General features: G+C 66.4%; 23 protein-coding genes. 4 read left to right on the forward strand and 19 right to left on the reverse strand.

Features of this window, described 5'->3' with window-relative positions; translation table 11 throughout:
* Positions 1 to 35 precede the first annotated feature (35 nt).
* Positions 36 to 2,117: a S9 family peptidase gene (locus tag WEA80_03760; GenBank protein MEX1185684.1), complete on the forward strand. Its 2,082-nt coding sequence runs from the start codon at positions 36 to 38 to the stop codon at positions 2,115 to 2,117.
* A gap of 362 nt (positions 2,118 to 2,479) precedes the next feature.
* On the opposite strand, the gene WEA80_03765 is transcribed toward WEA80_03760, so the two are convergent.
* From WEA80_03765 to WEA80_03830, 14 genes are all read right to left on the reverse strand, one after another.
* A complete protein-coding gene (locus WEA80_03765; protein MEX1185685.1) occupies positions 2,480 to 3,328 on the reverse strand; it encodes a methyltransferase domain-containing protein in 849 nt (282 codons plus the stop codon).
* Positions 3,329 to 3,341: 13 nt separating this feature from the next.
* Entirely contained in the window at positions 3,342 to 4,289 is a 948-nt protein-coding gene (locus WEA80_03770) for an NmrA/HSCARG family protein (protein ID MEX1185686.1), read from the reverse strand.
* Positions 4,290 to 4,318: 29 nt separating this feature from the next.
* Positions 4,319 to 6,016: a DUF2207 domain-containing protein gene (locus tag WEA80_03775; protein ID MEX1185687.1), complete on the reverse strand. Its 1,698-nt coding sequence runs from the start codon at positions 6,014 to 6,016 to the stop codon at positions 4,319 to 4,321.
* Between the two features lie 133 nt (positions 6,017 to 6,149).
* A complete protein-coding gene (locus tag WEA80_03780; protein ID MEX1185688.1) occupies positions 6,150 to 6,707 on the reverse strand; it encodes a LemA family protein in 558 nt (185 codons plus the stop codon).
* Between the two features lie 63 nt (positions 6,708 to 6,770).
* Positions 6,771 to 7,430 (reverse strand): DUF1648 domain-containing protein, encoded by a 660-nt coding sequence (locus WEA80_03785; protein ID MEX1185689.1) that lies wholly within the window; start codon positions 7,428 to 7,430, stop codon positions 6,771 to 6,773.
* Between the two features lie 2 nt (positions 7,431 to 7,432).
* On the reverse strand, positions 7,433 to 7,696 hold the full coding sequence (locus tag WEA80_03790) for an autorepressor SdpR family transcription factor (protein ID MEX1185690.1): 264 nt from the start codon (positions 7,694 to 7,696) through the stop codon (positions 7,433 to 7,435).
* 85 nt (positions 7,697 to 7,781) lie between these two features.
* Positions 7,782 to 10,691 (reverse strand): UvrD-helicase domain-containing protein, encoded by a 2,910-nt coding sequence (locus WEA80_03795; protein MEX1185691.1) that lies wholly within the window; start codon positions 10,689 to 10,691, stop codon positions 7,782 to 7,784.
* A 212-nt stretch (positions 10,692 to 10,903) separates the two neighbouring features.
* Positions 10,904 to 11,263 carry a hypothetical protein gene (locus WEA80_03800; protein MEX1185692.1) on the reverse strand — a complete coding sequence of 120 codons (360 nt, stop codon included), beginning with the start codon at positions 11,261 to 11,263 and terminating at the stop codon, positions 10,904 to 10,906.
* 112 nt (positions 11,264 to 11,375) lie between these two features.
* Positions 11,376 to 12,908 carry an SDR family oxidoreductase gene (locus WEA80_03805; protein ID MEX1185693.1) on the reverse strand — a complete coding sequence of 511 codons (1,533 nt, stop codon included), beginning with the start codon at positions 12,906 to 12,908 and terminating at the stop codon, positions 11,376 to 11,378.
* A complete protein-coding gene (arfB, locus tag WEA80_03810; GenBank protein MEX1185694.1) occupies positions 12,905 to 13,315 on the reverse strand; it encodes an alternative ribosome rescue aminoacyl-tRNA hydrolase ArfB in 411 nt (136 codons plus the stop codon). The genes WEA80_03805 and arfB overlap by 4 nt, the downstream gene beginning before the upstream one ends.
* Before the next feature lie 33 nt (positions 13,316 to 13,348).
* Complete coding sequence (locus WEA80_03815) at positions 13,349 to 13,531, reverse strand: hypothetical protein (GenBank protein ID MEX1185695.1); 183 nt, start codon at positions 13,529 to 13,531, stop codon at positions 13,349 to 13,351.
* A 94-nt stretch (positions 13,532 to 13,625) separates the two neighbouring features.
* On the reverse strand, positions 13,626 to 14,189 hold the full coding sequence (locus tag WEA80_03820; protein ID MEX1185696.1) for a hypothetical protein: 564 nt from the start codon (positions 14,187 to 14,189) through the stop codon (positions 13,626 to 13,628).
* Positions 14,190 to 14,328: 139 nt separating this feature from the next.
* Positions 14,329 to 14,841, reverse strand: coding sequence for a hypothetical protein (locus WEA80_03825; protein ID MEX1185697.1), 513 nt, complete (start codon positions 14,839 to 14,841; stop codon positions 14,329 to 14,331).
* Between the two features lie 38 nt (positions 14,842 to 14,879).
* Positions 14,880 to 15,239 carry a hypothetical protein gene (locus tag WEA80_03830; protein MEX1185698.1) on the reverse strand — a complete coding sequence of 120 codons (360 nt, stop codon included), beginning with the start codon at positions 15,237 to 15,239 and terminating at the stop codon, positions 14,880 to 14,882.
* Between the two features lie 124 nt (positions 15,240 to 15,363).
* Between WEA80_03830 and WEA80_03835 the strand changes: the two genes are divergently transcribed.
* Positions 15,364 to 16,842 (forward strand): sodium/proline symporter, encoded by a 1,479-nt coding sequence (locus tag WEA80_03835; protein MEX1185699.1) that lies wholly within the window; start codon positions 15,364 to 15,366, stop codon positions 16,840 to 16,842.
* A 65-nt stretch (positions 16,843 to 16,907) separates the two neighbouring features.
* On the opposite strand, the gene WEA80_03840 is transcribed toward WEA80_03835, so the two are convergent.
* Both WEA80_03840 and WEA80_03845 read right to left on the reverse strand, forming a co-directional pair.
* A complete protein-coding gene (locus WEA80_03840; protein ID MEX1185700.1) occupies positions 16,908 to 19,376 on the reverse strand; it encodes a TonB-dependent receptor in 2,469 nt (822 codons plus the stop codon).
* 96 nt (positions 19,377 to 19,472) lie between these two features.
* A complete protein-coding gene (locus tag WEA80_03845) occupies positions 19,473 to 19,619 on the reverse strand; it encodes a hypothetical protein (GenBank protein ID MEX1185701.1) in 147 nt (48 codons plus the stop codon).
* Positions 19,620 to 19,817: 198 nt separating this feature from the next.
* On the opposite strand from WEA80_03845, the gene WEA80_03850 reads away from it, so the two are divergent.
* Complete coding sequence (locus WEA80_03850) at positions 19,818 to 20,876, forward strand: mechanosensitive ion channel family protein (GenBank protein MEX1185702.1); 1,059 nt, start codon at positions 19,818 to 19,820, stop codon at positions 20,874 to 20,876.
* 205 nt (positions 20,877 to 21,081) lie between these two features.
* Here WEA80_03850 and WEA80_03855 read toward each other — a convergent pair whose 3' ends face one another.
* From WEA80_03855 to WEA80_03865, 3 genes are all read right to left on the reverse strand, one after another.
* Complete coding sequence (locus WEA80_03855; GenBank protein MEX1185703.1) at positions 21,082 to 22,014, reverse strand: zinc dependent phospholipase C family protein; 933 nt, start codon at positions 22,012 to 22,014, stop codon at positions 21,082 to 21,084.
* Between the two features lie 118 nt (positions 22,015 to 22,132).
* Positions 22,133 to 22,573, reverse strand: coding sequence for a hypothetical protein (locus WEA80_03860; protein MEX1185704.1), 441 nt, complete (start codon positions 22,571 to 22,573; stop codon positions 22,133 to 22,135).
* A complete protein-coding gene (locus WEA80_03865; protein MEX1185705.1) occupies positions 22,566 to 23,273 on the reverse strand; it encodes a hypothetical protein in 708 nt (235 codons plus the stop codon). Before WEA80_03865 ends, WEA80_03860 begins: the two co-directional genes overlap by 8 nt.
* 180 nt (positions 23,274 to 23,453) lie before the next feature.
* Between WEA80_03865 and murA the strand changes: the two genes are divergently transcribed.
* A complete protein-coding gene (gene murA / locus WEA80_03870; GenBank protein MEX1185706.1) occupies positions 23,454 to 24,779 on the forward strand; it encodes a UDP-N-acetylglucosamine 1-carboxyvinyltransferase in 1,326 nt (441 codons plus the stop codon).
* Positions 24,780 to 24,844: the final 65 nt, after the last annotated feature.

The following is a 24,844-nucleotide window of genomic DNA, read 5'->3' on the forward strand; positions in this document are numbered from 1 at the left end:
ACGATCTCGGGCCTTCCCGAAAAATGGACCTTCCGATGACTCATCTCCCCTGCATTCTGCTAGTCGTCGCGTCGTCCGTGACGCTCGTCGCTTCTCCAGCACCCGCACAGCAGGCGCCGTCCTCCGACAGCGTTTTCACCGTCGCCAGGTATCTCGACTATGAGACGGTCAGCGACGCCAAGCTCTCGCCGAGCGGAGCGCAACTGGTCTATACACGCCGCTGGGTCGACAAGCAGGACGACGAATGGAAGACAGCGCTCTGGATCATGAACGCCGACGGCACGCGCAACCGGTTCCTGACGCGCGGCTCGAATGCAGTATGGTCGCCCGATGGGACGCGGATCGCGTACTTGGTGGAAGGGGAGCCCAGGGGGACACAAGTTTGGGTGCGGTGGATGGACGTTGAGAGCGCGCCTTCGCAAGTCACGCGAGCGACCGAGTCGATCGGCGACCTGCGCTGGTCCCCCGATGGACGCAACCTCGGCTTCAGTATGTTCGTGCCCGCGAAGGCGCCGTGGAAGATCGATTTGCCCGCGGCGCCTCAGGGTGCGAAGTGGGCGGAGCCTCCCCGGCACGTTGACAGGCTGCACTACCGGTTCGACCGGCGCGGGTTCCTGCGGCCCGGCTTTCGCCATCTCTTCACTGTTTCCGCCGACGGCGGCGCCATACGCCAGCTAACACGCGGAGAATGGAGTGTCGGCTACACGGCGGAAGGCGACGGATCGGGTGTCAGATGGGATTGGTCTCCCGACGGTCGCACCATTCTCTTTGACGGTTTCCGCGAACCGGAGAGCCAGCGCACGTATCGCAGCGGCAACATTTACGCGCTGGATATCGCGAGCGGTGCAATCACGCGGCTTACGCGCGAAACGGGCGCATGGCAGTCCCCGGTAATTTCGCCGGACGGCCGAAGGATTGCGTTCGTCGGCACCCCGACGGCGTCATACAGTTACCGCGTATCCGACGTGTATGTGATGGACGCGGACGGGAGCGACGTGCGGAAGCTTTCGGGTGGGTTGGACCGCGATGCGTCGAGCCTACACTGGGCGCCCGATGGCAGCGGCGTGTACTTCACCGCCGACGATCGCGGTACGCGCAACGTGCATTTCGCCTCGCTCGCCGGCGGGGTTCGACCGGTCACTCGCGGAACGCATGTGCTCACCCTCGGATCGCTAGCGCGCAACGGTTCGGCCGCAGGGATCGCGGCCAGCTACCACAGCCCGTCCGATGTGGTCCGGATCGACTTGCGGCGCGCCGGCGAGCTGACGCCGCTTACGCGAGTGAACGGAACCCTCCTCAGCGGCATCAGGCTCGGCGAAGTCGAGGAAATGTGGTATCCATCGCAAGACGGCACGCGCATCCAGGGTTGGATCGTGAAGCCACCCGGATTTGATGGATCGCGCAAGTATCCGTTGATCATGGAGATCCACGGCGGTCCGCACGCGATGTACAGCGTTGCCTTCAATCCCATGTTCCAGAACTTCGCAGCGCACGGATACGTGGTGATCTACACTAATCCGCGCGGCAGCACGGGGTATGGGTCCGAGTTCGGCAATGCGATTCAGCGCGCGTATCCAAGTGTCGACCATCACGATCTCATGGCCGGCGTCGACGAGCTAGTCAGGCGCGGGTACATCGATACGAATCGAATGTTCGTGGGCGGCTGCAGTGGCGGCGGCGTGCTATCGAGCTGGGCAATCGCTCACACGGACCGGTTCGCCGCCGCCGCGGTACGCTGCCCCGTGACCAACTGGTTGAGCATGGCGGGGCAGACGGACATTCCGCTATTCACGTTCAACTTCTTTGAAAAACCTTTCTGGGAAGATCCCGCACGCTGGCTCGAGCAGTCGCCCCTGATGCACGTAGGCCGGGTAAAAACTCCGACGTTACTGATGACCGGGGAGCTCGATCTCCGAACACCGATGTCGCAGACCGAAGAGTATTATGCCGCGCTCAAGATGCGCGGCGTGCCGTCCGAGCTACTCCGTTTCCAGGGCGAGTATCACGGCACCGGATCAAAGCCGTCGAACTGGATGCGAACGCAGCTCTACATGATGAGCTGGTATGAGCGGCATGGAAATGCGAGGGCTGCGGCGGCGGGCGGATCGGTGCAGTAAGGCTCCTGCAACTCCTCAAAAAACCGCCGCCACCGCCGCTCCCGTCACAACGCGATCTTCTTCGACCGCGCGCACGGCACGTTCTGGGGCGGGTCGAGCAACCACGGCGAGGACTACGGGATCGCCTGGCAGGGTTGCGGATTGTGGATTAAGGACTTTGCGGCCTCAGGACTAACCGCAATCGACGATCGACGATTAAATGAGGACCGCGGAGAGAAGCGTCTCGCCGCGTCGTCCCCCCCTGAGTTCCGCTCATCCTCAGCCCTCACTTAATCGCCGATCCGCAATGGCCGTTGGTCCTGAGGCCGCAAAGTCCTCAATCCGAAGTCGCAAGCAATGGCAAAACTCCACAACTGCCTACCTCATTCAGGCGCTTTCCGCCCTGAGACGACGTACGCCAGCATCGGCGCACGCAGGGGCCCGTCACCCAGCTCGCGCGCGAGCGCCGCGGCGATGGCTTCGATGATCTCGTCGGCGCCGACCGTGCCGCGCTCCTCGATCGCCGCCAGGACGGGATTGCCCCGCACCAGCCCGATCGCCGCGTGCCGCGCCGACGCCGCTTCGGCCGCGAATGGCAGCGGAATGACGGTGACGTCCGAGAACCCCGCGCCCGCGACCAGCTCGCGCGTGCTCTCCTCCTCGTGCATGCTGAACGGCACCTTGTAAAACTGGGGCGGGTCGTCGGTGAAGTAGCTGGTGATCGTCTCGTGCGCGATGCGCGGAATGGGATTCTCTTCCAGGCTGCCCCACACGTTGAACAGCCAGCGGCCGCCCGGCGCGAGCACGCGATGCGTCTCGCTCGCTGCCCGCGGCTTGTCCGGGAAGAACATGCAGCCGAACTGACAGACGACGGCGTCGAAAGAGCCGTCGGAGAAAGGGAGAGTCGTCGCGTCCGCCTCGCGCCACTCGATGCGCGAGCCGGAAGCTTCACCTTGCAAGCGCTTCTGAGCCACGGCAAGCATCGGCGGATTCAGGTCAGTCGCGACGATGCTTGCCTCCGCCGGCAGCAGCCGCGCGAGCTGCTCGGTGAGTATGCCGGTGCCGGCCGCGATCTCCAGAACCTTTCTGACCGGTCGCTCGCTCGCGGCCAAACGTGTCGCCAGATCGCGCGCGTACTGTCCAAAGAACAGCGGCCCGAGATGCAAGTCGTAGATCTCCGGCACGCTGTCGACGAACCGCGCGTCGGCTGCGGAGGGATTGAGCTCGCTCATGTGGCGCCTCCGCCTATTCGAGCGGGATCTTCTCCTTGTTGCGCGCCAGCCACTGGTCGAACGTCTGCAGCTCCGGATTGAGCGCTCGCGTCTTCGCGAGGTCACGCGCGTCCGCGAGCGGCTGCTCGAACTCCGCGTAGACCTGGAACATGTTGCCGAGGTCGTCCGCGCCGGGGAAGCCAAGATTCCTGAACACCTCGAACGGAACGGCGGTGTATGTGACGTCCTGCCCGAGCGCCTTGGACATCTTCACCGCGATCTCCGCGCCCGACAGGTGCTCTCCCGCGATTCCGATCCGCTTGCCGGCGGTCGCGGCCGGTCCCTTCTTGAAGATCGCGTACGCGGTCTTGCCGATGTCCTCCGCGGCGATTCCGGCGAGCTTCGCGCCGGCCATCGGGAGCGAGAGGGTGAGCTTCCCATCGGCGCCTTTCTTGGGGTTCATGCCGAAGTAGATGAAGTTCTCCCAGTAGAACGACGTGACCAGATACGTCACCGGCACGCCGCTGGCCGCGAACAGCGCATCCGCTTCCCCCTTCACGTCGAAGTGGGGGACCTTGTACTTGCCCATGAGCGTGGGCATGCGGTTGTCGCTCAACGGCACGAGCTTTCGCGTGTCCTCGAGCGTGGACCATATCACGTGCTGCAGCCGGGCGCTCTTCGCGGCCTCCGCCATGCTGCGCGCCTCGGCCAGCTCCGCCTCGGTGGACATGTGCGCCCAGAAGAACGTCACGCAATAGGCGCCATACGCGCCCTCGAATGCCCGTCTGACGCTGGCCGGATCGTGCAGGTCGGCCTGCACCACTTCCGCGCCGAGGTCGGCGAGCGCTTTCGCCTTGTCGGAGCCCGGATCTCTCGTGAGCGCGCGCGCAGCGAATCCGCCGCTCCTATCGGCGAGAATCGCGCGCACGACGCCGCCACCCTGCGCGCCCGTCGCGCCCGCAACCGCAATGATTTTGCTCATCGTTTCTCCTGGTGTCGTCGTTTGTCGCGTTAGAACCCGCTGCCACCGCCGCCGCCGCTGCCGCCGCCGCTCGACCCTCCGCCTCCCGACCCGGACGAGCTCGGGCTCGACGACATAGTGCTGCTGGCCGCGCTCGAAAGGCTGCTCATTCTCGACGAGAAGTCGGCGGCGCTGAAATGTCCCATCCTGCTTCCCGTGTACCAGCTCGGCGGCTCGCGGTAGATGTCCTCGAACGCTCGCGCCCACTTCTCCTCCACCTGGAACGCCATCGCGTAGGGCAGGAACCGCTCGAACATCTGGGGCGACGTGATCATCCGCCTGTATCGGTCGCTCTCGACCCGATTCAGAAATTCGCGAAAGCCCAGCGACGCCTCACGCGCCCGCGCGCCGGACTCCGTCCGCGCGGGCATCAGGTTGGCGAACACGGCCAGCATCACCGCGCTTACGGCCGCTGCGGCGAACATCGCTACGGGAGAGATCCACTCCCACCCGCGGCTCGCGGAGAAAAACGCCAGCGCTCCGCCGATCACGAGAACGAGACCGGCCAGGCCGAGCCAGTTGTTCTTGACCGTGTCGGGTCGCTGCACGTAATGCCCGTGCTCGATCAGCTGCTCGTACAGGGCTTCGCGAATCTCCGGCAGCGACTTGTAGAACTTGTTCTGCAGGTCCGAGAGCCTGACGGAGTCGGCGCCGGCGAAGAGCGCGTCGAGATACCGCTCCTCGTGTTTGGTCAGCCCGCTCCACGTCCTGCGCGGCTGCAGCAGAAAGAACTCGAAATCGGTATCGGTCAGGAGGCCGAGCAGCCTCTTCTCGTTGTGCTCCTCGATCCTGACGAACCCGCGCACCGCGAGATCGACGAGGGTGGCCGTGATGTCGTGCATTTCGGCCCGGTGATCCACGAGCGTGCCGATCTCCGCGGGCGACAGATTCCCGACGGGCTCGTAGGTGACGGCGATGGACTGCTCCGCTGGATCACGGCCGCGCTTGCGCCACGTCCTGAAGGCGAGAAAAAAGGCGAGGAAGGGAAGCAAAACCGGCCACCAGCGCAGTACTTCGCGTGCCGCGTACTCCGTCTCGGAGGGACGCGACGCGATGTGTCCTGCCGGCCAGCCCACCCCGATCGTCATTCCCTCGAAAGGCTGGAGCTCCCGCCTGCTCGTGAACGTCACTACGCTGCCCGCCGTATCTATGTCGGCCTCTGCGGCCGTCGAGCCGAGCCCGCCGGTGTAGACCGCGGCCCGCGTGGGGCGCACACCCGGCGGCAGCGTCACCCTGGCACGGACGCGCGCGATGGGCATGTCCCAGAAATTGCCGGTGACGTTCCAGTATAGCTCGTCCAGTGCGCCCGCGTCGCTGTCATCGTAGAAAAAACGAATCGCGTTCGACACGCGGTAGCGGATGACGACCAGCCGCTCGGCGTCTGCCGCGCCCGGCACGTAGATGCGCAGCTTGCGTGTCCCGTCGCCGCTCTCGCGCTCCACGTGCAGAGGGCTTCCCGCGCCGTCCGTGATCTCGCCGACGTCGAGATCGAGCCGCACCGCGCGGCCCTGGGCCGTGTTGTGCCGCAGCGAGAGCTCGCGAACGATTCCGTTCCACTGGCCGCTGAAGGCGACAGTCAGGCGCTCCGTGACATCCATGACCCCGTCGGCGCCGACTTCCAGCACTGCATCGAACTCGGAGAGCCGGATGGACCTCTCCTGCGCGCCCGGGACGGACGCGAGGAGCACGGCCGCAACCAGTGCAGCCGCCCAAGCCGAAACGCAGCGCCTCACTCTACTCTCGGCTCGATGCCGCGAGGACGCAGCACGCAGCACGCAGCACGCAGCACGTAGCACGCAGCGCTTTTCCCGGCCGCGTTCGTTAGAACTGCACCTGAGGCAAGACCTTGTCCTCCGCCTCGGCCTCGAAGAACTGGAGAGGCTGGAACCCCATCGGCCCCGCGAGCATGTTCGACGGGAACGTCATGATGGAGGTATTGAGATCCCGCACGACCGCGTTGTAGTACCGCCGCGAGCTCTGCACCGACTCCTCTATGGTGGTGAGCTGCGCCTGCAGATCGCGAAACCCGCCCGACGCCTGCAGCTCAGGATACGCCTCCACCGCGATGCTGAGCCCGCGGAGCGCGGACGTGAGCTGCGCCTCGGCGACGGCGCGCTCCGCGGGTCCGGCTCCCTGGGCGGCCACCGCGCGCGTGCGGGCCTGCGTGACCGCGTCCAGCGTTCCACGCTCGTGCGAGGCGTAGCCCTTCACCGTGTTCACGAGATTGGGAATCAAGTCGGCCCGCCGCTTGAGCTGCACGTCTATGTCCGACCACGCGTTCTGCGCGCGGACCCGCAGGCCGACGAGCTTGTTGTACAGCGCGATGACGCCGAACACGAGCAGTGCGGCGACGACGAGGATCACGATCAGCGTTGTCACTGGCAACTCCCGGGTGAGTGTCGCGGTGGCGCTACACCCCGGAAGTTAAGTCTTATCCCCCCGTCATGCTCGGCTCGCGGTGTTTTTTCGGGCGTCGGGATCGTTGCGCCAGATGACGTACGAGTAAGCGAACACCAGGACCGAGATACACACGGCGCCCGTGACCAGCACGGCGTTCGAGATCGATGGGAAAAACAACGAGGCGAGCACGATGACCACGCCCGTCGCCACGAAGAGCCGGCCGCCGAACCGGTGCGTGCGCTCCCACACGCGGTCGCTCGACAGGGTCCATGGCGTGCGGATACCCACGAACCAGTTCGACCTCGTCCGCGGCATGAGGTTGCCCAGCACTATCAGCAGTAGGCCGATGCCGGCGGGCATGAGGCGGTTCACCGACACGTCCTTGCCGAGCGCGGCGGCGAGCATCACCAGATGCACGCCAAGAATGAATACCATCGAGGTGAGAATCAGCGTCTCGTAAGTGCCCTTGAACTTGGCATAGTTGGGCCCCCTGGGGTCGATCCTCGGCAGCAGGTGGAACATCGCCAGCAAGCCCACGAGGATCAGCGGCATGATGAACGCGCCCCACTCGCGGCTCATCCAGCCGTCCACCTCGCCCGCGAGATTCCAGTGCGAGGGGACGCGGTCCGGAAGCTGGGAGTAGACGGCGACGGAGGCGCCGAAGGCCAGCACGATGACGACGAAAGGAATCCATTTGCGCATGGTCATTTCCCGGGCTTGAGCCACTTGACGAGGTGCTCTACGACTTCGTGGAAGACGGTGGTGTTGAGCTCGTACACGATGTGCTGTCCGTCGCGCTCCGCCAGTATCAGGTCGGCGTCGCGCAGCACGCTCAGGTGGCGCGACACGGTGGCCCAGCTGGTGGAGAACTCTTCGGCGATCTCGCCCGACGTGCGAGGTCCCTTGCGCAGCAGCTCGAGGATCTCGCGCCGGGTCGGATCGGCCAGCGCGCGGAAAACGTCGTTCATGGTGTCCGGAGTTACGGGCGGCGTACTTACATAATTAGCCAACGGTCTAAATATGTCCTGCACCCGCCGCGTGTGTCAAGCCTTTTCAGATCGCGGGGCGGGGGACGACCTGCATCTCGTCGAGGAAACGTTTGCCGCCCGTCGGCGCTCCCCGGCGAACGTCCACCCGCGTGAGCACCAGGCGGTCCTTGGTGCGCGTCATCCCCACGTACAGCAGTCTGCGGGATTCCTCGATCTCGCGCTTGCTCGGCCCGGGGTTTCTCCCCAGTCCCCCAGGCAACTGCGCATCCTCGACGCCCACGATGTAGATGCGCGAGAACTCCAGCCCTTTAGTCGAATGGAGAGTGAGCAGGTTGACGCGGCCGGTGCTCAGCTCGACGTCGCGGCTGGACAGAACGACCCGCTCGAGAAAGCTGGAGATCTGCTCGCGCAGCGGCTTGTCGGCGAACTGCTCGATGAGCGGCCGCAGGCGGTTCATCGCCGCCGGATAGCGGTCCTCGGCGCTCTTGTCGGACTGGATCTTGGCCATCCGGCTCTCGCCGCCCAGCAGCTCGATCACGTCCTCCACGGGCGGAAGCCGGTCGTCGCCGGCGAGCTCGCGCTCCCCGCGATACAGCTCCAGACAGTCGCTGCGCTTGCTCAGGGAGTAGAAGGGCGTAAGCCGCCGGAGGAGCTTCGCCTCGGCGCAGAGGGTTTCCTGATCGGCGAGCGCGAGCGCGATGCCGAGCTGGTCGAGGAGGTTCACCAGCGCGGTCTTTCGCGCGCGCGCCACCTTGCCTTCACCCAGCGCGAGGAAGACGCGCGCCAGCGTACGCGTGTCGTCGAGCGCTCTGTGCGACTGGCCGGTGTCGATGCCGTAGCGGCCCGCGACGTCGGGGAGCTTGGCGCTGCCCTGGTGCAGCTCCCGCGCAAGCGGAAGCGTGTCGTACGTGCACAGCCGCGGCGCGTCCAGCGCGGCGGTCATCCGACGCAGTACCGGGAAGTCGAACCGATACCCGTTATGCGCGACCAGCACGTCGGCGCCGCAGAACTCGCGGAACCGCGGCCACACCTCCTCGAAGTGCGACGCGGCCGCGACGTCGTCATCGCTGATTCCGTGCGCGCGCCGCGCGCCCGCCGTGATGGGCACCCTTGGCTTCACCAGCGTCCCCAGCTCGTCGACGATCTTGCCGTCCCGCACGCGAACCGCGGCGATCTCCACGATCTCGGCGGTCGCGATGTCCTTGTCGGTCGTCTCGAGATCGATGGCGGTGAAGTCGCGGAACCGGTTGCTGAATCCGCTGGTGCGAATGAGCTGCGCCGCCTTGAACGTGCCGAGCGCGATGCCCAGCTCGGGGACGGCGCCGGCCGTAACGACCTCCGCGTTCGCCGGAGGAGCGCCGCCGAACCGCACGTCGACCAGTCCAATGGCAAGCAGCATTCCCTTGAGCGCGATCTCCGCGCCGCCCATCGGCGCGAGCCACACGGGCCGGCTCGTCGCCAACGCGTCCGAGAGCCGTCCGGCGAGGCGCACGACGTCCGGATCCTCCGCGGGATCGGACAACTCGTCGTGGTGCTCCTCCAGCACGGTCCGGTACTCGCCGACACGCTGCGACAGCAGCTCCTCCACGAGCGATCCCAGCTCGGTGTGCTTGCTGCCGAGCGCCGCGAGATTCTCGAGCGCGTAATGCGCGCGCCAGAGCTTCTTCGCGTCGCCGTGGTCCCGGGGCAGCGCGCGGGCCAGCTCGGTGAGCTTGTCCACCAGCTCCCGGCCGGTTTCCTCCGCCTGGGCGCGCACGTCGTCGAACAGCGCCTTGGGAAGCACGACCTGCAGGAAATTCTCCTGGTGAATCTCGTCCTCCGGCTGCAGAATGACGCGCAGCGCGGCGATGACGTAGCCCACCACGGGGTCTTCGGAGAGCGCGCGCCCCTGCGCGAGGCGGCAGGGAATCCCCGCGGACAGGAACGCCGCTTCGGCGGCGCTACCCATCTCGTTGGTGCGGTAGAGCAGGGCGAACTCGTCCCAGGGGAGCGAATGCTGCTCCCGATCCCGGCGCACGTCCTCCAAAACCCAGGCGATCTCGGAGTCGTCGTCGGGGAACGACCAGGCCACCACCGGGAACGGTGACTCCCGATCAGCTCCTTCGGCATGCACGCGGTCGCGGAAGATCGGCGTGTTGATCGTGACCAGGCGGCGCGCGAGCGTGACGACCTCGCGCGGGCAGCGGCGGTTCTCCCCCAGCTCCGCGCGCGCGGCGCCGAAATCCTCCTGGAACAGAACGAAGACTTCCGGGTCGGCGCCGGCCCAGGAGTAGATCGACTGCTCGTCGTCGCCGACGGCGAAGATGTTGCGATGCTCGCGCGCCAGCTCGCGGATGATCCCGTACTGAATGCGATTGAGGTCCTGGAACTCGTCTACCAGCACGCAGTCCCAGCGCGAGCGTATCAATTGCGCCGCTTCCTTGTCGCGCAGCAGCTCGGCGGTTCTGAGCACGAGCATGTCGAAGTCGAGCAGGTTGCGCTGCTCGAGAAAGCGGCGGTACTTGTCGTACAGCTCCTGGTCGTTGCGCCGGAGCTCGTCGCCGCGGAACCGGTGGGCCGAAAAGCGCGTGAGCACGCTGCGATGCCAGGGCCGGTGGCCCTCGAGCCGCCGCAGCACCGAGCGCTGGTAATCCTCGTCCACGATCCCGAACCCCGGCTCCAGATCGATGTGGGAGCCCAGCTCGCGGAGGAGCTCAGCACAGAACGAGTGAATGGTGCCGCGCTTGATGTGCTCGGCGCGCTCGCCGAGCTGGCGCTCGAGGCGCGAGGCGATCTCGCCGGCGGCCTTGTTGGTGAAGGTGAACGCGCAGATCCGCTCGGGGGCCATACCGAGGGTCTCGATCAGATACTGGATGCGAGCGATCAGGCAGAACGTCTTGCCGGCGCCGGGGCCGGCGAGGACGAGCATCGGGCCGACGGCCGCTTCTATAGCGGCGCGTTGCGATTCCGAGGGAGAAGGCTGGTTCGAGTCCATCTACTGAATGTTATCCGGATTGCATGGAAAAGCGCTGCGTGCTGCGTGCTGCGTGCTGCGTGCTGCGTCCTCGCGGCATCAGGGCGGGCAGAGCCGACGGTGGTGCCTCGCAGGGGAAAAGCAGCTATCAGCTATCAGCTATCAGCAGTCAGTGGAATCGCACAATCCTTTTCCCCGCGCCGTACTCGCGCGCACGCAGCAAGCGGCGCTTTTTAGCTGATCCAGGTGCCGAGCATGACCGCGAGGAAGCCAAATAGCAGCGCCAAGCCCCCGATCACACCCAGGACCATCGCCGCTGCCCGTGCCGTAAGCAGTAGTCCGCCTCCAATGGGGCCGATTGTTGCCCGGCGCTCGGCGAGCTCCCGGTCGGTGATCCCCCAGAGACCGAACGCGACGAAGCAAGTTCCGGCGGCTGCCAGGAGCAGGCTCGCGGACGAGCGGGCTACCGTCGCCGCCGCGGCTACCGCGATGAGTCCTCCGGCCACGTCGAGCGCCAACCGGCCGTCCGAAGCGTTCCGCGCGCGCTGCGCGAGGAACCGGGGCAGGGACTCGCGCGCCGAATCTTCACTCATCACTGCCAACTGATAACTGACGACTCGTTACTGTTTTTCCCCTGCGAGGCACCACCATTGCCTCCCGCGCCTCGATGCCGCGAGCACGCAGCACGCAGCACGCAGCGCTTTTCTACCAGTCTGTCGGCACGTAATCTTTCAAGAACTTCCCCCACACATGCTCCCCGTCGTTGAACCCCGCAATAATCGGATCCACGATCCGGGCCGCGCCGTCCACGATGTCCAACGGCGGATGAAACCTGTGCTCCGCCGTCTTCCTCGCCGCGATCTCCACCGGATCCTCGTCCGTCACCCAGCCGGTGTCCACGCTGTTCATGTGGATGCCGTCGGCGTGGTAGTCCGCGGCCGAGGTCCGCGTCATCATGTTCAGCGCGGCCTTGGCCATGTTGGTGTGCGGGTGGCGCGTAGTCTTGAACCGGCGGTAGAACTGTCCCTCCACCGCGGACACGTTCACGATGTGCTTGTCGCGCTCCGGCGTGCGCGTCATCAGCGGCTTGAGCCGCGCGTTGAGGAGAAATGGAGCGATCGCGTTCACCAGATGCACCTCGAGCAGCTCCACCGACGGCACCTCGTCCAGCAGCAGCCGCCAAGAGTTGCGGCCTCGGAGATCCACCTGCTGAAGGTCCTTGTCGAGCTGGCCCTGGGGGAAGAGCCGCTTGTCCGCCGCGATGTCTTCCGGGAGCAGCGGCACCTGCGACAGTGCCGCCGCGTGCGTCAGACCGATCAGCTCGCCCGCGGCTCGCCGCGGGACGGGCGCTTCGCCGCCGCCGAGGATGTTCGCGCTGCGCAGCCCATCGTGCGCGCCGAGCAGCCGGCGCGCCGCTTCCGGCAGCGTGGACAGCGCGACCTGCTCGTCCTCTATCATGTGCTCGTAGAAGTCGGGCGGACGCCGAACGGTCTGGCAGGCATTGTTGATGATGAAGTCGAGTCGCTCTTCCGTGGCTAGCAGATGCTGGCAGAACGCTTCCACGCTCGGTGTGTGCCGCAGGTCGAGCCCGAAGATCTGCAGCCGGTCGCCCCACTCGGCAAAGTCGGCCTCGCGCGCGTAGCGCGCGGCCGAGTCGCGCGGGAAGCGGGTCGTGACGATGAGCCGCGCGCCGGAGCGGAGCAGCTTGATGCCCGCCTGATACCCGATCTTGACGCGTCCGCCCGTCAGCAGCGCGACGCGGCCGCTCAGGTCCGCCAGCTCGGTGCGCTTGAAGTAGTTGAACTCCGCGCACTCCGGACACAGCTGGTCGTAGAAGTGGTGGATCCGCGAGTAGTGCTTCTTGCAGACGTAGCAGTGCTGCGGCTCCAGTGTCTCTCGGAAATCCGGATCATCCTCGACTTCCCGCTGCTCGAAGTCGGCCGGCGCCGTCGCATTCGGCGTGTTGAACACCGGCGCGCTGCGGAGCTTGCGGATGCCGGTGGCCGCAAAAGTGTTCTCCTCGCGCTGGACTTTCTCCGCCTTGCGCTTGCGGTTCGACGCCTTGAGCAGCCGCCGGCGATCGATCGCGTCTGGGCGCGAGACCTTGCCCGCGGCCTGCAGCAGCCGCTTGCGCTCGTCGTCAGGGATTCCGGCGAGCGTGGCGCGGTCGTCCACTATGGATTCGAGCAGCTCCACCGCGGCGCGGAGCTGGGCAGGATCGATCGGCTTGGGCGTCATTCGTCGCCGGTGTCGCGGCGCAGCTTCTTCTTCAGCGACCGCCGCTTCTTTGCCTCGACTCGAGCGCGGAGCGCCGAGCGCGAGGGTTTGGTGGGCTTTCGCTTCTTGGGCCGCGTCAGGGCGGCGCGCACGACCTCGGCCATCCGGTCCATGGCGATGTCGCGGTTGCGCAGTTGGCTGCGCGTGTCGCTGACCACGACGCGCAGGCCGCCGTCGGCCGATAGGCGGCTGGCGAGCTTGCGAAGCAGCCAGCTGCGGTCTTCCGGAGAGAGCGCGCGCGAGGAGGCGACGTTCCAGACCACCTCCACGCGCGAAGACGTCTTGTTCACATGCTGGCCGCCGGCGCCGGAAGCGCGGGAAGCCCTCACCGTCAGCTCACCAGGTGGAATCTCGAAGGCGGAAGGCACGCGCCGTTCGGCGAAGCCGGAGCTCGCTCGTCCTCAGTCCTGATCCGGCGTCGCCGGTCCGGGATCCTCGGACTCGGTTGTCGCGGGCGGATACTCTTCATCCACAATGCCTGCTTCCTTCCGTCGCAGTTTTTCGTCACGCTTGGCGTCCTTCTTCGCCTTGCGGTCCATTTCCTTTCTGCGCTTCTCGAAATCGTAGTTGGGTTTTCTCGCCAATTAGAGAGCCTCCGCTCCGTCCTGATTATCGGTGACCTGCGGCATCAAAGCATTATAAGCGACGCGCCCGACGACGCGCGCGTTTTTCGCGGCGCTATGCCGCGGGCCACATCGAGCCGAACACGCCCGCGGTGGCCAGCGCGTACGCCAGGCCGTCGATGATCGAGCGGAACGTCGCGCCGCCGTCCTTCATGTACCATATCCAGTTCTGCACGAGCGCGAGCGCGTACCCCATGAACGCCGCCGTACCCACGATGCGGAACACCTGCAGATACTCGGTGCCTGGGGAAAGCGTCCGGCTCGCGACGTAAGCGGCGAACAGCGATACGACGACACAGTAGATGAACCACTTGGTGAGCGTGACTGACATCGGCGGCGGAGCCCCGGGGCTCGTGGTCATGATCACAGTCGGCCCTTTTGCGCGCTTCTCGAGGAACGCGGGATCCTTCATCGCCGCTGGGGAGTCCGCGTGCGGCGCGGCGTAGTCTCCCGCCGGCAGATTGAACCCGCGGATCGCGGCCAGGAACTCGTCCTCCCGCGGAACCTTCCTGATGTCGTTCTTATGGAACGGAATGACCATGTGCAGGACGAAGCTCACCAGGAACACGACGACAGCCGACACGAGAATCGGGATCCACAGCGACGTCAGCGAAACCATGAGGCCTCCTCGGCAGATCGGTGGGCACAGCCCTAACGGGACGCCAGCGGGGACGAATAGAACGTGTCCGGGCCGCCCGCGCAATGGCGCGGCTTGCGACTTCTGACTGAGGCCAGAAAAGTTCTCAATCCGCAATCGCTCAGGGAAGGATTATGTACCGCTCCAGACGCGCCGCTTCTTCCGGGCCGAGCTGCTCGCCGATGTCCCTCCGGAACTCCTCGATTCCGTCGTACGGCCGATACTCCTCGAGCTCGTACCGGAGGCGCGTGTCCACTCCCGGGATGAGCATGATCTCGTCGGAGCTCGCCGTGTTGAGATCCAACGGAATCCACAGGCGGGCGTACACCGAGTCCCGCCACGGGGCGCTCAGGTGGCGGGAGAGTACTCTGTCGAGCGCGAGATTGCTGCTGTACGGCCGGCCGGCGATAACCGCCAGCGTCACCGAGTCGCTTATGCCGGGCAGCGAGCTGAGCGCCGCGGTGGTCGCCAGATTCGGATCGAGAAAGCCGGAACCGGACGTCGGCTCGGAGTCTTCCATCTCCGCGGCGTCGGAGTACGCGCTCGCCGGAGCCGGCGCGTCCTCCGGCGCCGCGCACCCAGCCGCGGCCAGCACGCCGCAGCAGAGCGCACGGAAAGCCCGCGCTGTGATCATGGCATAACGCTAGCGCCGGTCAGCGCGAGCTGAAAGTGCTATCTCGCGCTCCGCAGCACGTCGATGCGCGTGGCGTACAGCTCGTTGTTCTGCGTCTGCTGCAGCTGGATCCGCACGATGTCGCCGCGCTCGAGCGCCGTCACGGGATATTGCTGGTTGTTGTACACAACCTGCGTCCGGCTGTCCACACGGATCGTCCCCGTCTGGCCGTCCTGCGTCCGAACGTACAGTCGTCCACCGCTGGCGTCGACCTGCTGGATCTCGGCGTCGATCTGCTGTTGCTGCGCGCCCTGTCCGCCGAGGACGCTGCCGAGGATGTTGCCGATCGATCCGAGATTGCTGCAGCCGCCCGTTACCAGCAGAGCGGCGCCGAGTGCGAGCATGTACGTCCTGCGCATAATGGCCTCCGGGATGGCGCTCGTTAAGAAAGTCCGATGACCCTCCAGAGGCAATCCGAGTGCCAGTATCGCGAACGCGCGCCGCCCGGTAGGGACCTTCAACGCCGACGAACTGACCTGCTGCATGGCCCTCCGCCACGTTTCGCGGCTGGGCGCGAGCGCGTACAATTCCGCGATGTCACGCGGCCAGGCCATTCTCATAACACTCGTCGCGTACAATGCGGCGCTCGTGGCGATGGGGCTGTGGGCCAGCCGCCGGACGCGCGACGAGGGCGACTTCTTTCTCGGCGGACGGCGACTCGGCGCGTGGGTCGCGGGGCTGAGCGCGTCGGCCAGCTCGTCGTCGGCATGGACGCTGCTCGGCGTCAGCGGCGCCGCGTACGCCTGGGGGCTTTCGGCGCTGTGGCTGTTTCCGGCCACGCTCACCGGTTTTCTGATCAACTGGGTCTGGGTCGCGCCCCGGCTGATGCGGCTGAGCCGCGCGCGCGCGAGCCTGACGCTGACGGAGTTCATAGCCGGCGATTCCACGCACCGCCTGTATCCGCTGACGATCCGGTTCTGCTCCGCCGCGGTGCTCGTGGCGTTCATGTTCTACATCGCGTCGCAGTTCCAGGGCGCGGGGCACGCGTTCGCGTCCGCGTTCGGCCTGTCGAGCACCCTCAGCATCGCCGTCGGCGCGGCGGTGATCCTCTCGTACACGCTGCTCGGCGGCTTCTGGGCGGTGAGCGTCACGGACATGCTGCAGGGAGGATTGATGGCTCTGGCAGCCGTCATCCTGCCGGTCGCGGCCTTGGTGCATCTCGGCGGCTTCGCCGAGCTGGGGGAAGGACTGCGGCTCGCCGCCGGCGAGTCGGGCGCGTCGCTCACTCGCGAGTATCGTGGCGTTCTGGCTCTGGCGTTCGTGCTCGGCACGATGGGGATCGGGCTCGGCTATCCGGGGCAGCCGCACGTGGTGAACCGGTTCATGGCACTGCGCGATACGCGCTCGCTGGCGCAGGGACGCGCGATCGCGATCACGTGGGCGGTCGTCATCTACAGCGGAATGCTGCTGGTAGGCCTGTGCGCGCGGGCGCTGTGGAGGGAGCTGCCGGATGGCGAGCAGGTCATCTTTCACGCCGCGAACGCGACGCTACCGCCCATGGTGGCGGGACTGATGATCGCGGCCGTGCTATCGGCGATCATGTCCACCGCCGACAGCCAACTGCTCGTCGCGGCTTCGTCCGTGTCCTGGGACCTGCGGCGCGCGGCGCGGCGGCCGGTGAGCGAGATCGGCGGGCTCGGGACGTCGCGCGTCGTCGTCGTGGTGCTCAGCCTCCTCGCGATGGCGCTCGCGATCGTTGCGCCGGCGGCGATCTTCTCGCGCGTCCTGTTCGCCTGGCACGCGCTCGGCTCGGCATTCGGCCCCGTGCTGGTGCTGCGACTGGCCGGGTACCGGCTCGAGGCGCGCGGAGTGCTCGCGTCGATCGTGGCGGGGTTCGGCCTGACCGTCGTGTTCTACCTGCTGCCGGATACTCCGGGGGACTGGATGGAGCGGCTCGTCCCCCTGATCGTGGCGTTTGTCATTGCGTTTGCGAGCAGACGCGGGCGCGAAGCTACGACATAGCACAGCCAAGCTGCGAGCTTCCGGCTGGCTGCTCGCAGCTTGGCTGTTCTAAGTGGCAGTTATTCTTACTGCGCGAACCCGGTCTGCGGCTCCGGCGGCGTCTGAATCGTCGGCTGCCGAACCCTCGGCGCCTGCCCGAAGGTCATCTGGTACGACAGGTACACCGCCCGCAGGCCGAACCTGCGCTCGGTGAACTGCGTGAGGTCGTCGTTGCTGACCTTCGCACGGAAGAGCTGGGAGTTGAACGGATCCGTGAAGCGCAGCGCGACGCTGCTCTTGTCGCCGTTGATCTTCTTCCGCAGGACGATGTTCGCGAACTGCATCCCCGAGAACTTGTATCCTTCCGCCTGCATCGGCGCGCGATAGAAGTACATCGCCTGCAGGCTCAGGTCCGGGCGAAGCTGGGTCGTGCCGTTGATGCGCGCCGCCCAGGTCACTCCACCCGAAGCCAGCGCCGACTGCGAGCCGCCGTCGGTCACCATCTTGTAGATGTTGAATCCGCCGAAGCCGGTGAACTTGGGACCGAGTCTGAGCGAGCCGTTCACGTCCGTCCCCCACGACGTGCCCGTAGCCAGGTTCTTGAAGTTGATCGAGGTAACCTCCCGTCCCTGGAACGTGTCGTTGGCGTCGATCTCGACGCGGATGATGTCGGTCGTGCGACGATAGAACGGCGACACCTGCATCGTGCCGAGCTTGAACATCCGGGTGTAGCCGGCTTCGAACGCGTCGGTGTACTCCGGGTTCAGATCCGGGTTGCCGATGAACACGTTCTGCACGTCGAAGAACTGCGGGAACGGGTTCAGCTCCTGCGTGCCGGGACGGCGCACGCGGCGCGAGTACGCCAGCTTGAGCTGCGTGGCGTCGCTCACCTTATAGCTCACCACCGCGCTCGGGAAGAGGCTGGTGTAGTTGTACGGGTAGCTCTCGTCCGCCAGCTGGAAATCGCGGTTGGCACGCTCGGCCCGGAGCCCTCCCTGGAGCTCGAACTTGCCCACGCCCTGGCTGAGCACGCCGTACGCGGCATGGACCTGCTCGTCGAACTGGAAGGAATTGGTCAGGCTTCCGTCCAGGGTCCAGTCACCCGAGCCGGCCGCGTCCTTGAAGACCGAGTAATCGCGGTCCAGCCAGCGGGCCGTGCCCTTGTAGCCCGTCTCGAGCTTGGTGCGCTCGCGAAGCGTGCGGGTGTAATCCACCTGCGCGATCGCCTGCCTGGTGACGGCGTCGAGCTCGTTGCGCTCGCCTTCGGTCCGCGCGTTGCCGGGGATCGCCTGGTGCCAGAGCGTGTTGTCGTCGTCGTCCGACGAGCGGTTGAGTCTCATCTCCGCGCCGAGCTCGTGCTTCCGCGCTTCGAACGTCCGCCTGAACGCGAGCGTGTAGTCCGCGACGAAGCCCGTGACTCCCGCGTCGCGGACCCGGTTGTACCGGTCCGTCTCCGTCCGCGACCCGTCCCGCTCCGTGTAGCCATTGATGGACTCGTCCGTGGAACGGCGCCGATTTACCGACAGGATGTTGGAGATGACGTCACGCTTGTTCGGCTTGAAGTCGAGGTTGACGTTGAAGTTGTGTCCAGCGTTGCCCGCCTCACTGGCGATGTCCTGCTCGGTAAACGAGCGCGGGTTTGACAGGGCGTCGTACCGCTCGCGGTCGTTGATTCCGACGATGTCTCTCTTGTCGGAGTTGAACCCGTAGCTCGTGAAGAGCGTGAGCCGTCCTTCCTGGTAGCCCAGGTTGCCGCTCGCGTTGTAGCGCTGCGACGGCGAAGCGCCGGCCATAAAGCCGCCGCTCAGGCCGAGGTCCACGTTGTCCTTGAGCACGATGTTGATGATGCCGGCCATTCCTTCGGGATCGTGCCGGGCGGATGGCGTCGGTACGACCTCGATGCGCTCGACGATGTTCGCGGGGAGCCCCTTCAGGTACGCGCCGAGCTGCTCGCCGCGGATCGGAGCCGGGCGGCCGTTGATCTGGATCGCCACGTTCTCGTTACCGCGTAGGCTGACCTTGCCGTCGCCGTCGACTTCGACGGACGGAGTGGCCTGGAGGACTTCGCTCGCGCTGGTGGCGGCGGGCGCAACCTGCTTGGCCTGGTAGCTGTTGCGGTCGGGCTCGATCACCACGGCCGCGCGCTCCGTCGAGACTTCGACGGTCGACAGCTCTATCGCGACGCGCGGAAGCTGAATGCCGGTGATGGTCGTGGACGGCTTCTCCGGCGTCACGCTGAAATCGGGCGTGGTGCGCGGAGCATAGCCGAGCTGGGTGATCCGGAGGTAATACGTTCCCGGACGCAGTCCCTGCACGCGGAAGCTGCCGTCGTCGCCCGCGATGGCGCCGGTGACCAGGGAAGAATCGCGCTTGCTGCGGACGGTGATCGTGGCACCGGCGACGGGGGCGTTGTCGCCCTCGGTCAGGACGGTGCCGCGGACTTCGCCGGGACCGGCCGGCGGCGGGCCGGCGGGTCTCGCGGGCGCCTGAGCCTGAACTGGCGCGGCGGCGATCAGGGTTACGAGCCCGAGCAGGGCAACGATTGGGCGCTTCATGACATTTCTCGCGTTGTTGGTGACGTCTTCCGGGGAGCGGCCCGCCTGGGCGTGGTCATCTCACTGGGCTACCTACGCGCGCCGGCGCCGGAGGTTTCAGGAGCCGGCGAGCAGGGTGAGGTCGTCACGGCGGCGCGGCTCCGCGACCAGCAAGGCGATCACCAAGCCGGCGATTGGCGGGATGATGAAGATCCACTTCCACCATCGCGGGCGAGGCGTGGAAGTCAGCACGGACTCGGTCATGGTACTTTCGGTGAAATAACCGTCACGCCAAGTACTTTACACTACAAAGCAACCGCTTGTCAATGGCTGAGGAGCCGGGCTGATCAAGCGGCGAACGCGCCCTCCTCGCCGCCTCCTCCGCCTGCGTGTCGCGGTGCAGTGTCAGCCGAGGTGGACCACGGTCTATCTTGCGAGTTACCTGAAGCCAAGGAGCCACGCATGACGATTCTCGACGCGATCTTCGTCGCCAACTCGCCGCGCCAGTGGGCGCTGGCACTCGTCGTCGGCCTCGCAACCTTCCTCGCGCTGAGCCTTGCGCTACGGATCATACGCGGCCGCGCCGCCAAGTACGCGGCCCGGACCACGACCGGATGGGACGACGTCGTCGTTTTGGCGCTGGCCAAGACGCACCCGCTCTTCATTCCGATACTGTCGCTGTCGGCGGCGCTGGGCGCGCTCGAGGTGCCGGCTCGCTTTCGCAACGTCGTCGAGATCGCGGCGGTGCTGTCGCTGCTGCTGCAGCTCGGACTGTGGACCTCCGCCGGGTTCGGCGGGTGGCTCCGGCGCTATACCGCGCGCGAGATGACCGGCGACGCCGCGGCGGCCACTACCATGAGCGCGCTGGCTTTCGCCATCAGGCTCGTGCTCTGGACGGTGATTCTGCTGCTGGCGCTCGACAACCTCGGCATCAACATCACCGCGCTGGTCGCCGGGCTCGGCGTCGGCGGAATCGCGATCGCGCTCGCCACCCAGAACATTCTGGGCGACCTGTTCGCGTCGCTGTCGATCGTGCTGGACAAGCCGTTCGTGCTCGGCGACTTCGTGGCGGTGGACGATCTCATGGGGAACATCGAGCACATCGGGCTCAAGACGACGCGTGTCCGCAGCCTGTCGGGCGAGCAGCTCGTATTCTCCAACAGCGATCTGCTCGGCAGCCGCCTGCGCAACTTCGGGCGCATGGCGCATCGCCGCGTGGTGTTTCCCGTCGGCGTCACGTACCAGACACCGCGGCACAAGCTCATGCTGATCCCCGCCATCGTGCGCGCGGCGATCGAGGAGCAGGAGAAGACGCGGTTCGACAGGTCGCACTTCAAGGAGTTCGGCGATTTCTCCCTGAACTTCGAGTCCGTGTACTACGTGCTGTCGCGGGAGTTCAACGACTACATGGACATCCAGCAGGCCGTCAATCTGCGCGTGCACGAGCAGTTCGAGGCGGAGGGAATCGAGTTCGCGTATCCTACGCAGACGCTGTTCGTGGCTGCCAATTCTTCGACGTGATCTCGAAGACGAGACTCTCCCGACCGCCCCAGTGAGCCCGCGCCAGGAACGTCCACCCGATCTCGATCTCCCCCGCAGCTGGATCGTAACCGTGAGAGCGGGTTGATCCGATCATCCGCCCGGTCTTCCGGGCGAAGCGGTCGCAGCTCGGCGAGCTCCCCCGCGAGGGTGGGCTGCGGCTCGAAGCGCATCCGCCTTGGTATGGTTAGGTCGCCGAGCCGCCCTTCGCCAGCTCGTAAATCGAGCCGCCCACCTTGTCCACGTACGCGAGCTCGGTGGCCGGCATCGCGAAGTGCTTGAGCGCGGCACTCTCCACCTTCTCCTCGCCGCCCCCCTTGTTCAGCGCCGCGCGGCGGATGCGCTTCGCCTGCCGGAGCGGGCTCGTGCCCGCCGGATCGAGCGCGAACACCTCCGACGAGCCGAACCGGCTCAGGAAGTCCACGATGTAGTTGAACGACCGGTCCATGTACGCGCCCGACTCCTGCTCGCCGAGGTCCCAGCGGCTGTTCTCCGAGATCATCTGGAAGATGCGCTGCCAGCCGTCGGAGTCCGCTACTCGCACCATGCCGCGGAAAATCCGCCGGTTGGTCGGCGTGCTGAAGATCGTGGGGCTCAGAATGCGGTCGAGATGCGCGTCGGAGTGCTCGTGGTCGCGCAGGATCACCTCCCGCGCGAGCCGTGAGAACCGCTCGCCCAGGTGCATCTCGAACCGGCTCTCCCAGTAGCTGTGCCCGATGGCGCTGGTAGTGGAGGTGACGGTGAGCTGGCGCGGGACGAAGTAGTTGTGCGCCACGGAATCGGCGGCGAGGTGCGCCAGGTAGCCCAGCGCGAAGCTGCGGACAGGGTCGTTCCGCGCGCGCTCGTGAATCTCCAGCCCGACCTTCCACGAGTGACAGTGCCGGCCCGCCAGCGCGTACTTCTTGGCCATGCTCGTGTCGGCTGCGATGGACCCGTACAGGAAGTCGTGGGGAAACGCGGAGATCAGAGCCGCGATGTTCCCCGGCACGAGGTGCAGCGACTTCAGCAGCGCCTCGCCGAGGAAGATGTGCGTGCCCGGGGTCCACGCGTACGCGACGTCGGGCGTGAGGGCGAGGAGAGCTACCGCGGCAAGGCCCGCGAACGCGAAAAGTCTGGACAATGCTACGATGCGGAGGGCCGGCACCGGCTCCGTCCCCGCAGGTCGCGTCTTAGCTCGCGCGGTTTGCGAGCGTAGCGACCGAAGGGGATGGCGCCGGTGCCGGCCTGCGCGACGAACCCTAAATCCCGATCCGCTTTCGCTGCCGCCGGATGGCTTTGCGCAGATCACGCGCTTCGTGCTCGACCGTCTCGTTGATGGCTTCGCGCGCCGCATCCACGTAATCACGCACCGTATCCGTCACCTCGTCCAGTGCGGGCAGCCGCTCGAGCAACGGCTCGCTGTGCTCGCGGGCCCAGCGCGCGCCGCGGGTCGCGGTCTTGCGCGCGCGCCTGGCGTACGGCGGGATCGTGTCGCCCGCCCACCGCGCGCCCTCGAGTCCCATCGCCCCGCTCCACTTCGCGCCGCGGCCGACCGCGTCCATCACCGGCCGCAGCGGCCGGTTTCCGCTCGGCCCTCGGCGCACCAGCAGCGCGATGCCGGCGCCGATCGCCACTCCGATGACCGCCGCGGTCAGGAGATCGAACTGCTCTTCGCGATCGTCGTCGCTGAAATCATCCACGGGGGCGGATGCGCGGCGTTTCTGACCGGCCGTCGGCCCCTTGGTCTCCGATGATGCCACCATTGTCCAGCCCCTCCTCGTCAAAAGACTCGTCTGCGAAAGATTCATCGAGCGCGTCACCCACCCGCTCCACCGCCTCCACCAGCCCCGGATCGCGCAGCGTGCGCCGCCGCCGGCCCTTCCGCGCCCGCCCCTTGGCGAACGTCGCCGCGCCCGTGCCGACGCCCTTGATCGTCGAGACCGACGCGACGAACACCGCTTCGATCTCCTCCTGCGCCACTTCCAGAAGCGCGTTCAGCTCGTTGATCCTGTCCTCGGCCAGCTCCGCCGCTTTCAGCAGCTTCTGGTTCGCCGACGCGACCGTCTGATTCACCTGCTGCACGTCCACCCGGAGCGACGTCGAGATGTAGTCCAGGTTGTCGGTGATCGAGCTGGCGTGGCGCATGATCGGATTGATGTCGCCGTAAATCCGGTCCAACATGTCGCTGATCTTCTTCTGCGTCTTCCTCACGTTCAGCGCGGCCGGGATGAGCGCGGCCGCGAGCGCCAGGACGGTCAGCGACAGGACGAAGCTCGCGATGCCCGTGACGCGTTGCCACCAGCTCGGGTCCTCCGCGACCTGCTTGGTGAAGATCGTGTCGGGCAGCGCCGCGGCCTGCTGCGCGAGCAAATCGATGATCGCCATCGTCCAGGTGTTCACGCGCACGATGTGTGCAAGGGAAGGGCCACTTGAAGCTCTTGGCTGTTGGCTGTTAGCTGTTGGTCTCCGCGACGAAATCTACTGGCTGCGGTCCGCGGCGCAGTCAAGCCAATAGCCAAGAGCCAATAGCCAACGGCTGCTTCTCGTAGATATTTCAGCATCACCTCCATCCAGAAATCCATGCCCGCAGTCCAGTACGTAGTCGAAGGCAGGGCGACACTCAAGGGATCCATCCGGCCGTCGGGCAACAAGAACGCGGCACTGCCGATACTCGCGGCCGCGCTCCTGTCGCGCCATCCGGTCCGGCTCGAGAACGTCCCCCGGATCCGCGACATGGAGACGCTCGTCGCGCTGATCCGCTCGATGGGAGTGACCATCGACTGGGAGGGACGGAACACGCTCGAGGTGCACGCGGCCAAGCTGGACGGCGGCAACCTGGACCCGGTTCTGTGCGCCACGATCCGCGCGTCGATTCTGCTTGCGGCGCCGCTGCTGGCGCGGTGCGGCGAGGTCTCGCTTCCCGCGCCCGGGGGCGACGTGATCGGGCGCCGGCGGCTCGACACCCACTTCCTTGCCCTCCAGGCGCTGGGCGCGAAGATCAACGCGAGCGACCAGTTCGAGCTTTCCGCCAAGCAGTTCACGGGCGCGGACGTTTTCCTCGACGAGCCGAGCGTGACCGCCACCGAGAACGCGCTGATGGCCGCCGCGGCCGCCGAGGGGACCACGGTCCTCCGGAACTGCGCGAGCGAGCCGCACGTGCAGGACCTGGCGTGGTTTCTCGGGAAGCTGGGAGCGAAGATCGACGGCATAGGCACCAACACGATGACCATTCACGGCCAGCAGGAGCTCGGCAACGGGCCCGTCACGCACGCCATCGGCCCCGACCACATCGAGGTCGGCTCCTTCATCGGGCTCGCGGCGGTGACCGGCTCGGAGCTCCGGATCGTGGACGCCGGCGTGGAGCACCTTCGCTCGACGCGCATGGGCTTCGCCAAGATGGGCGTCGAGTGCGTCGTGGAAGGCGACGACCTGATCGTGCCGGCGACGCAGTCCAAGGAGATTCAGCCGGATCACGGCGGGCACATCTCGAAGCTCGAGGACCAGCCGTGGCCCGCGTTTCCCGCCGACACCATGTCGATCGCGATCGTGACGGCGACGCAGTGCAAGGGGCTGATCATGATGCACGAGAAGATGTTCGAGTCGCGGCTCTTCTTCGTCGACAAGCTGATCGCGATGGGCGCGCGCATCGTGCTGTGCGACCCGCACCGGGCGCTCATCACCGGGCCGCAGCGGCTGCACGGCGCGTACATGGACTCGCCCGACATCCGCGCAGGCATGGCGCTGCTGCTCGCGGCGATGTGCGCGGACGGGACCAGCCGGATCAACAACGTGCAGCAGATCGAGCGCGGCTACGAGCGGATCGACGAGCGGCTGAACGCGCTCGGCGCCAACATCCGCCGGGTGGAGGATCGGCGCGGGGAGCCGCCCGCCGGGCGCGTAGTCTGACGGTCCCGCACGAGCCAGTCGCCGAGCTCGATGAGCTCGGCATCCGCGCCTTCACGACGACCCGC

This window comes from Gemmatimonadaceae bacterium (assembly GCA_040882285.1).
Taxonomy (GTDB): Bacteria; Gemmatimonadota; Gemmatimonadetes; order Gemmatimonadales; family Gemmatimonadaceae; genus JACDCY01.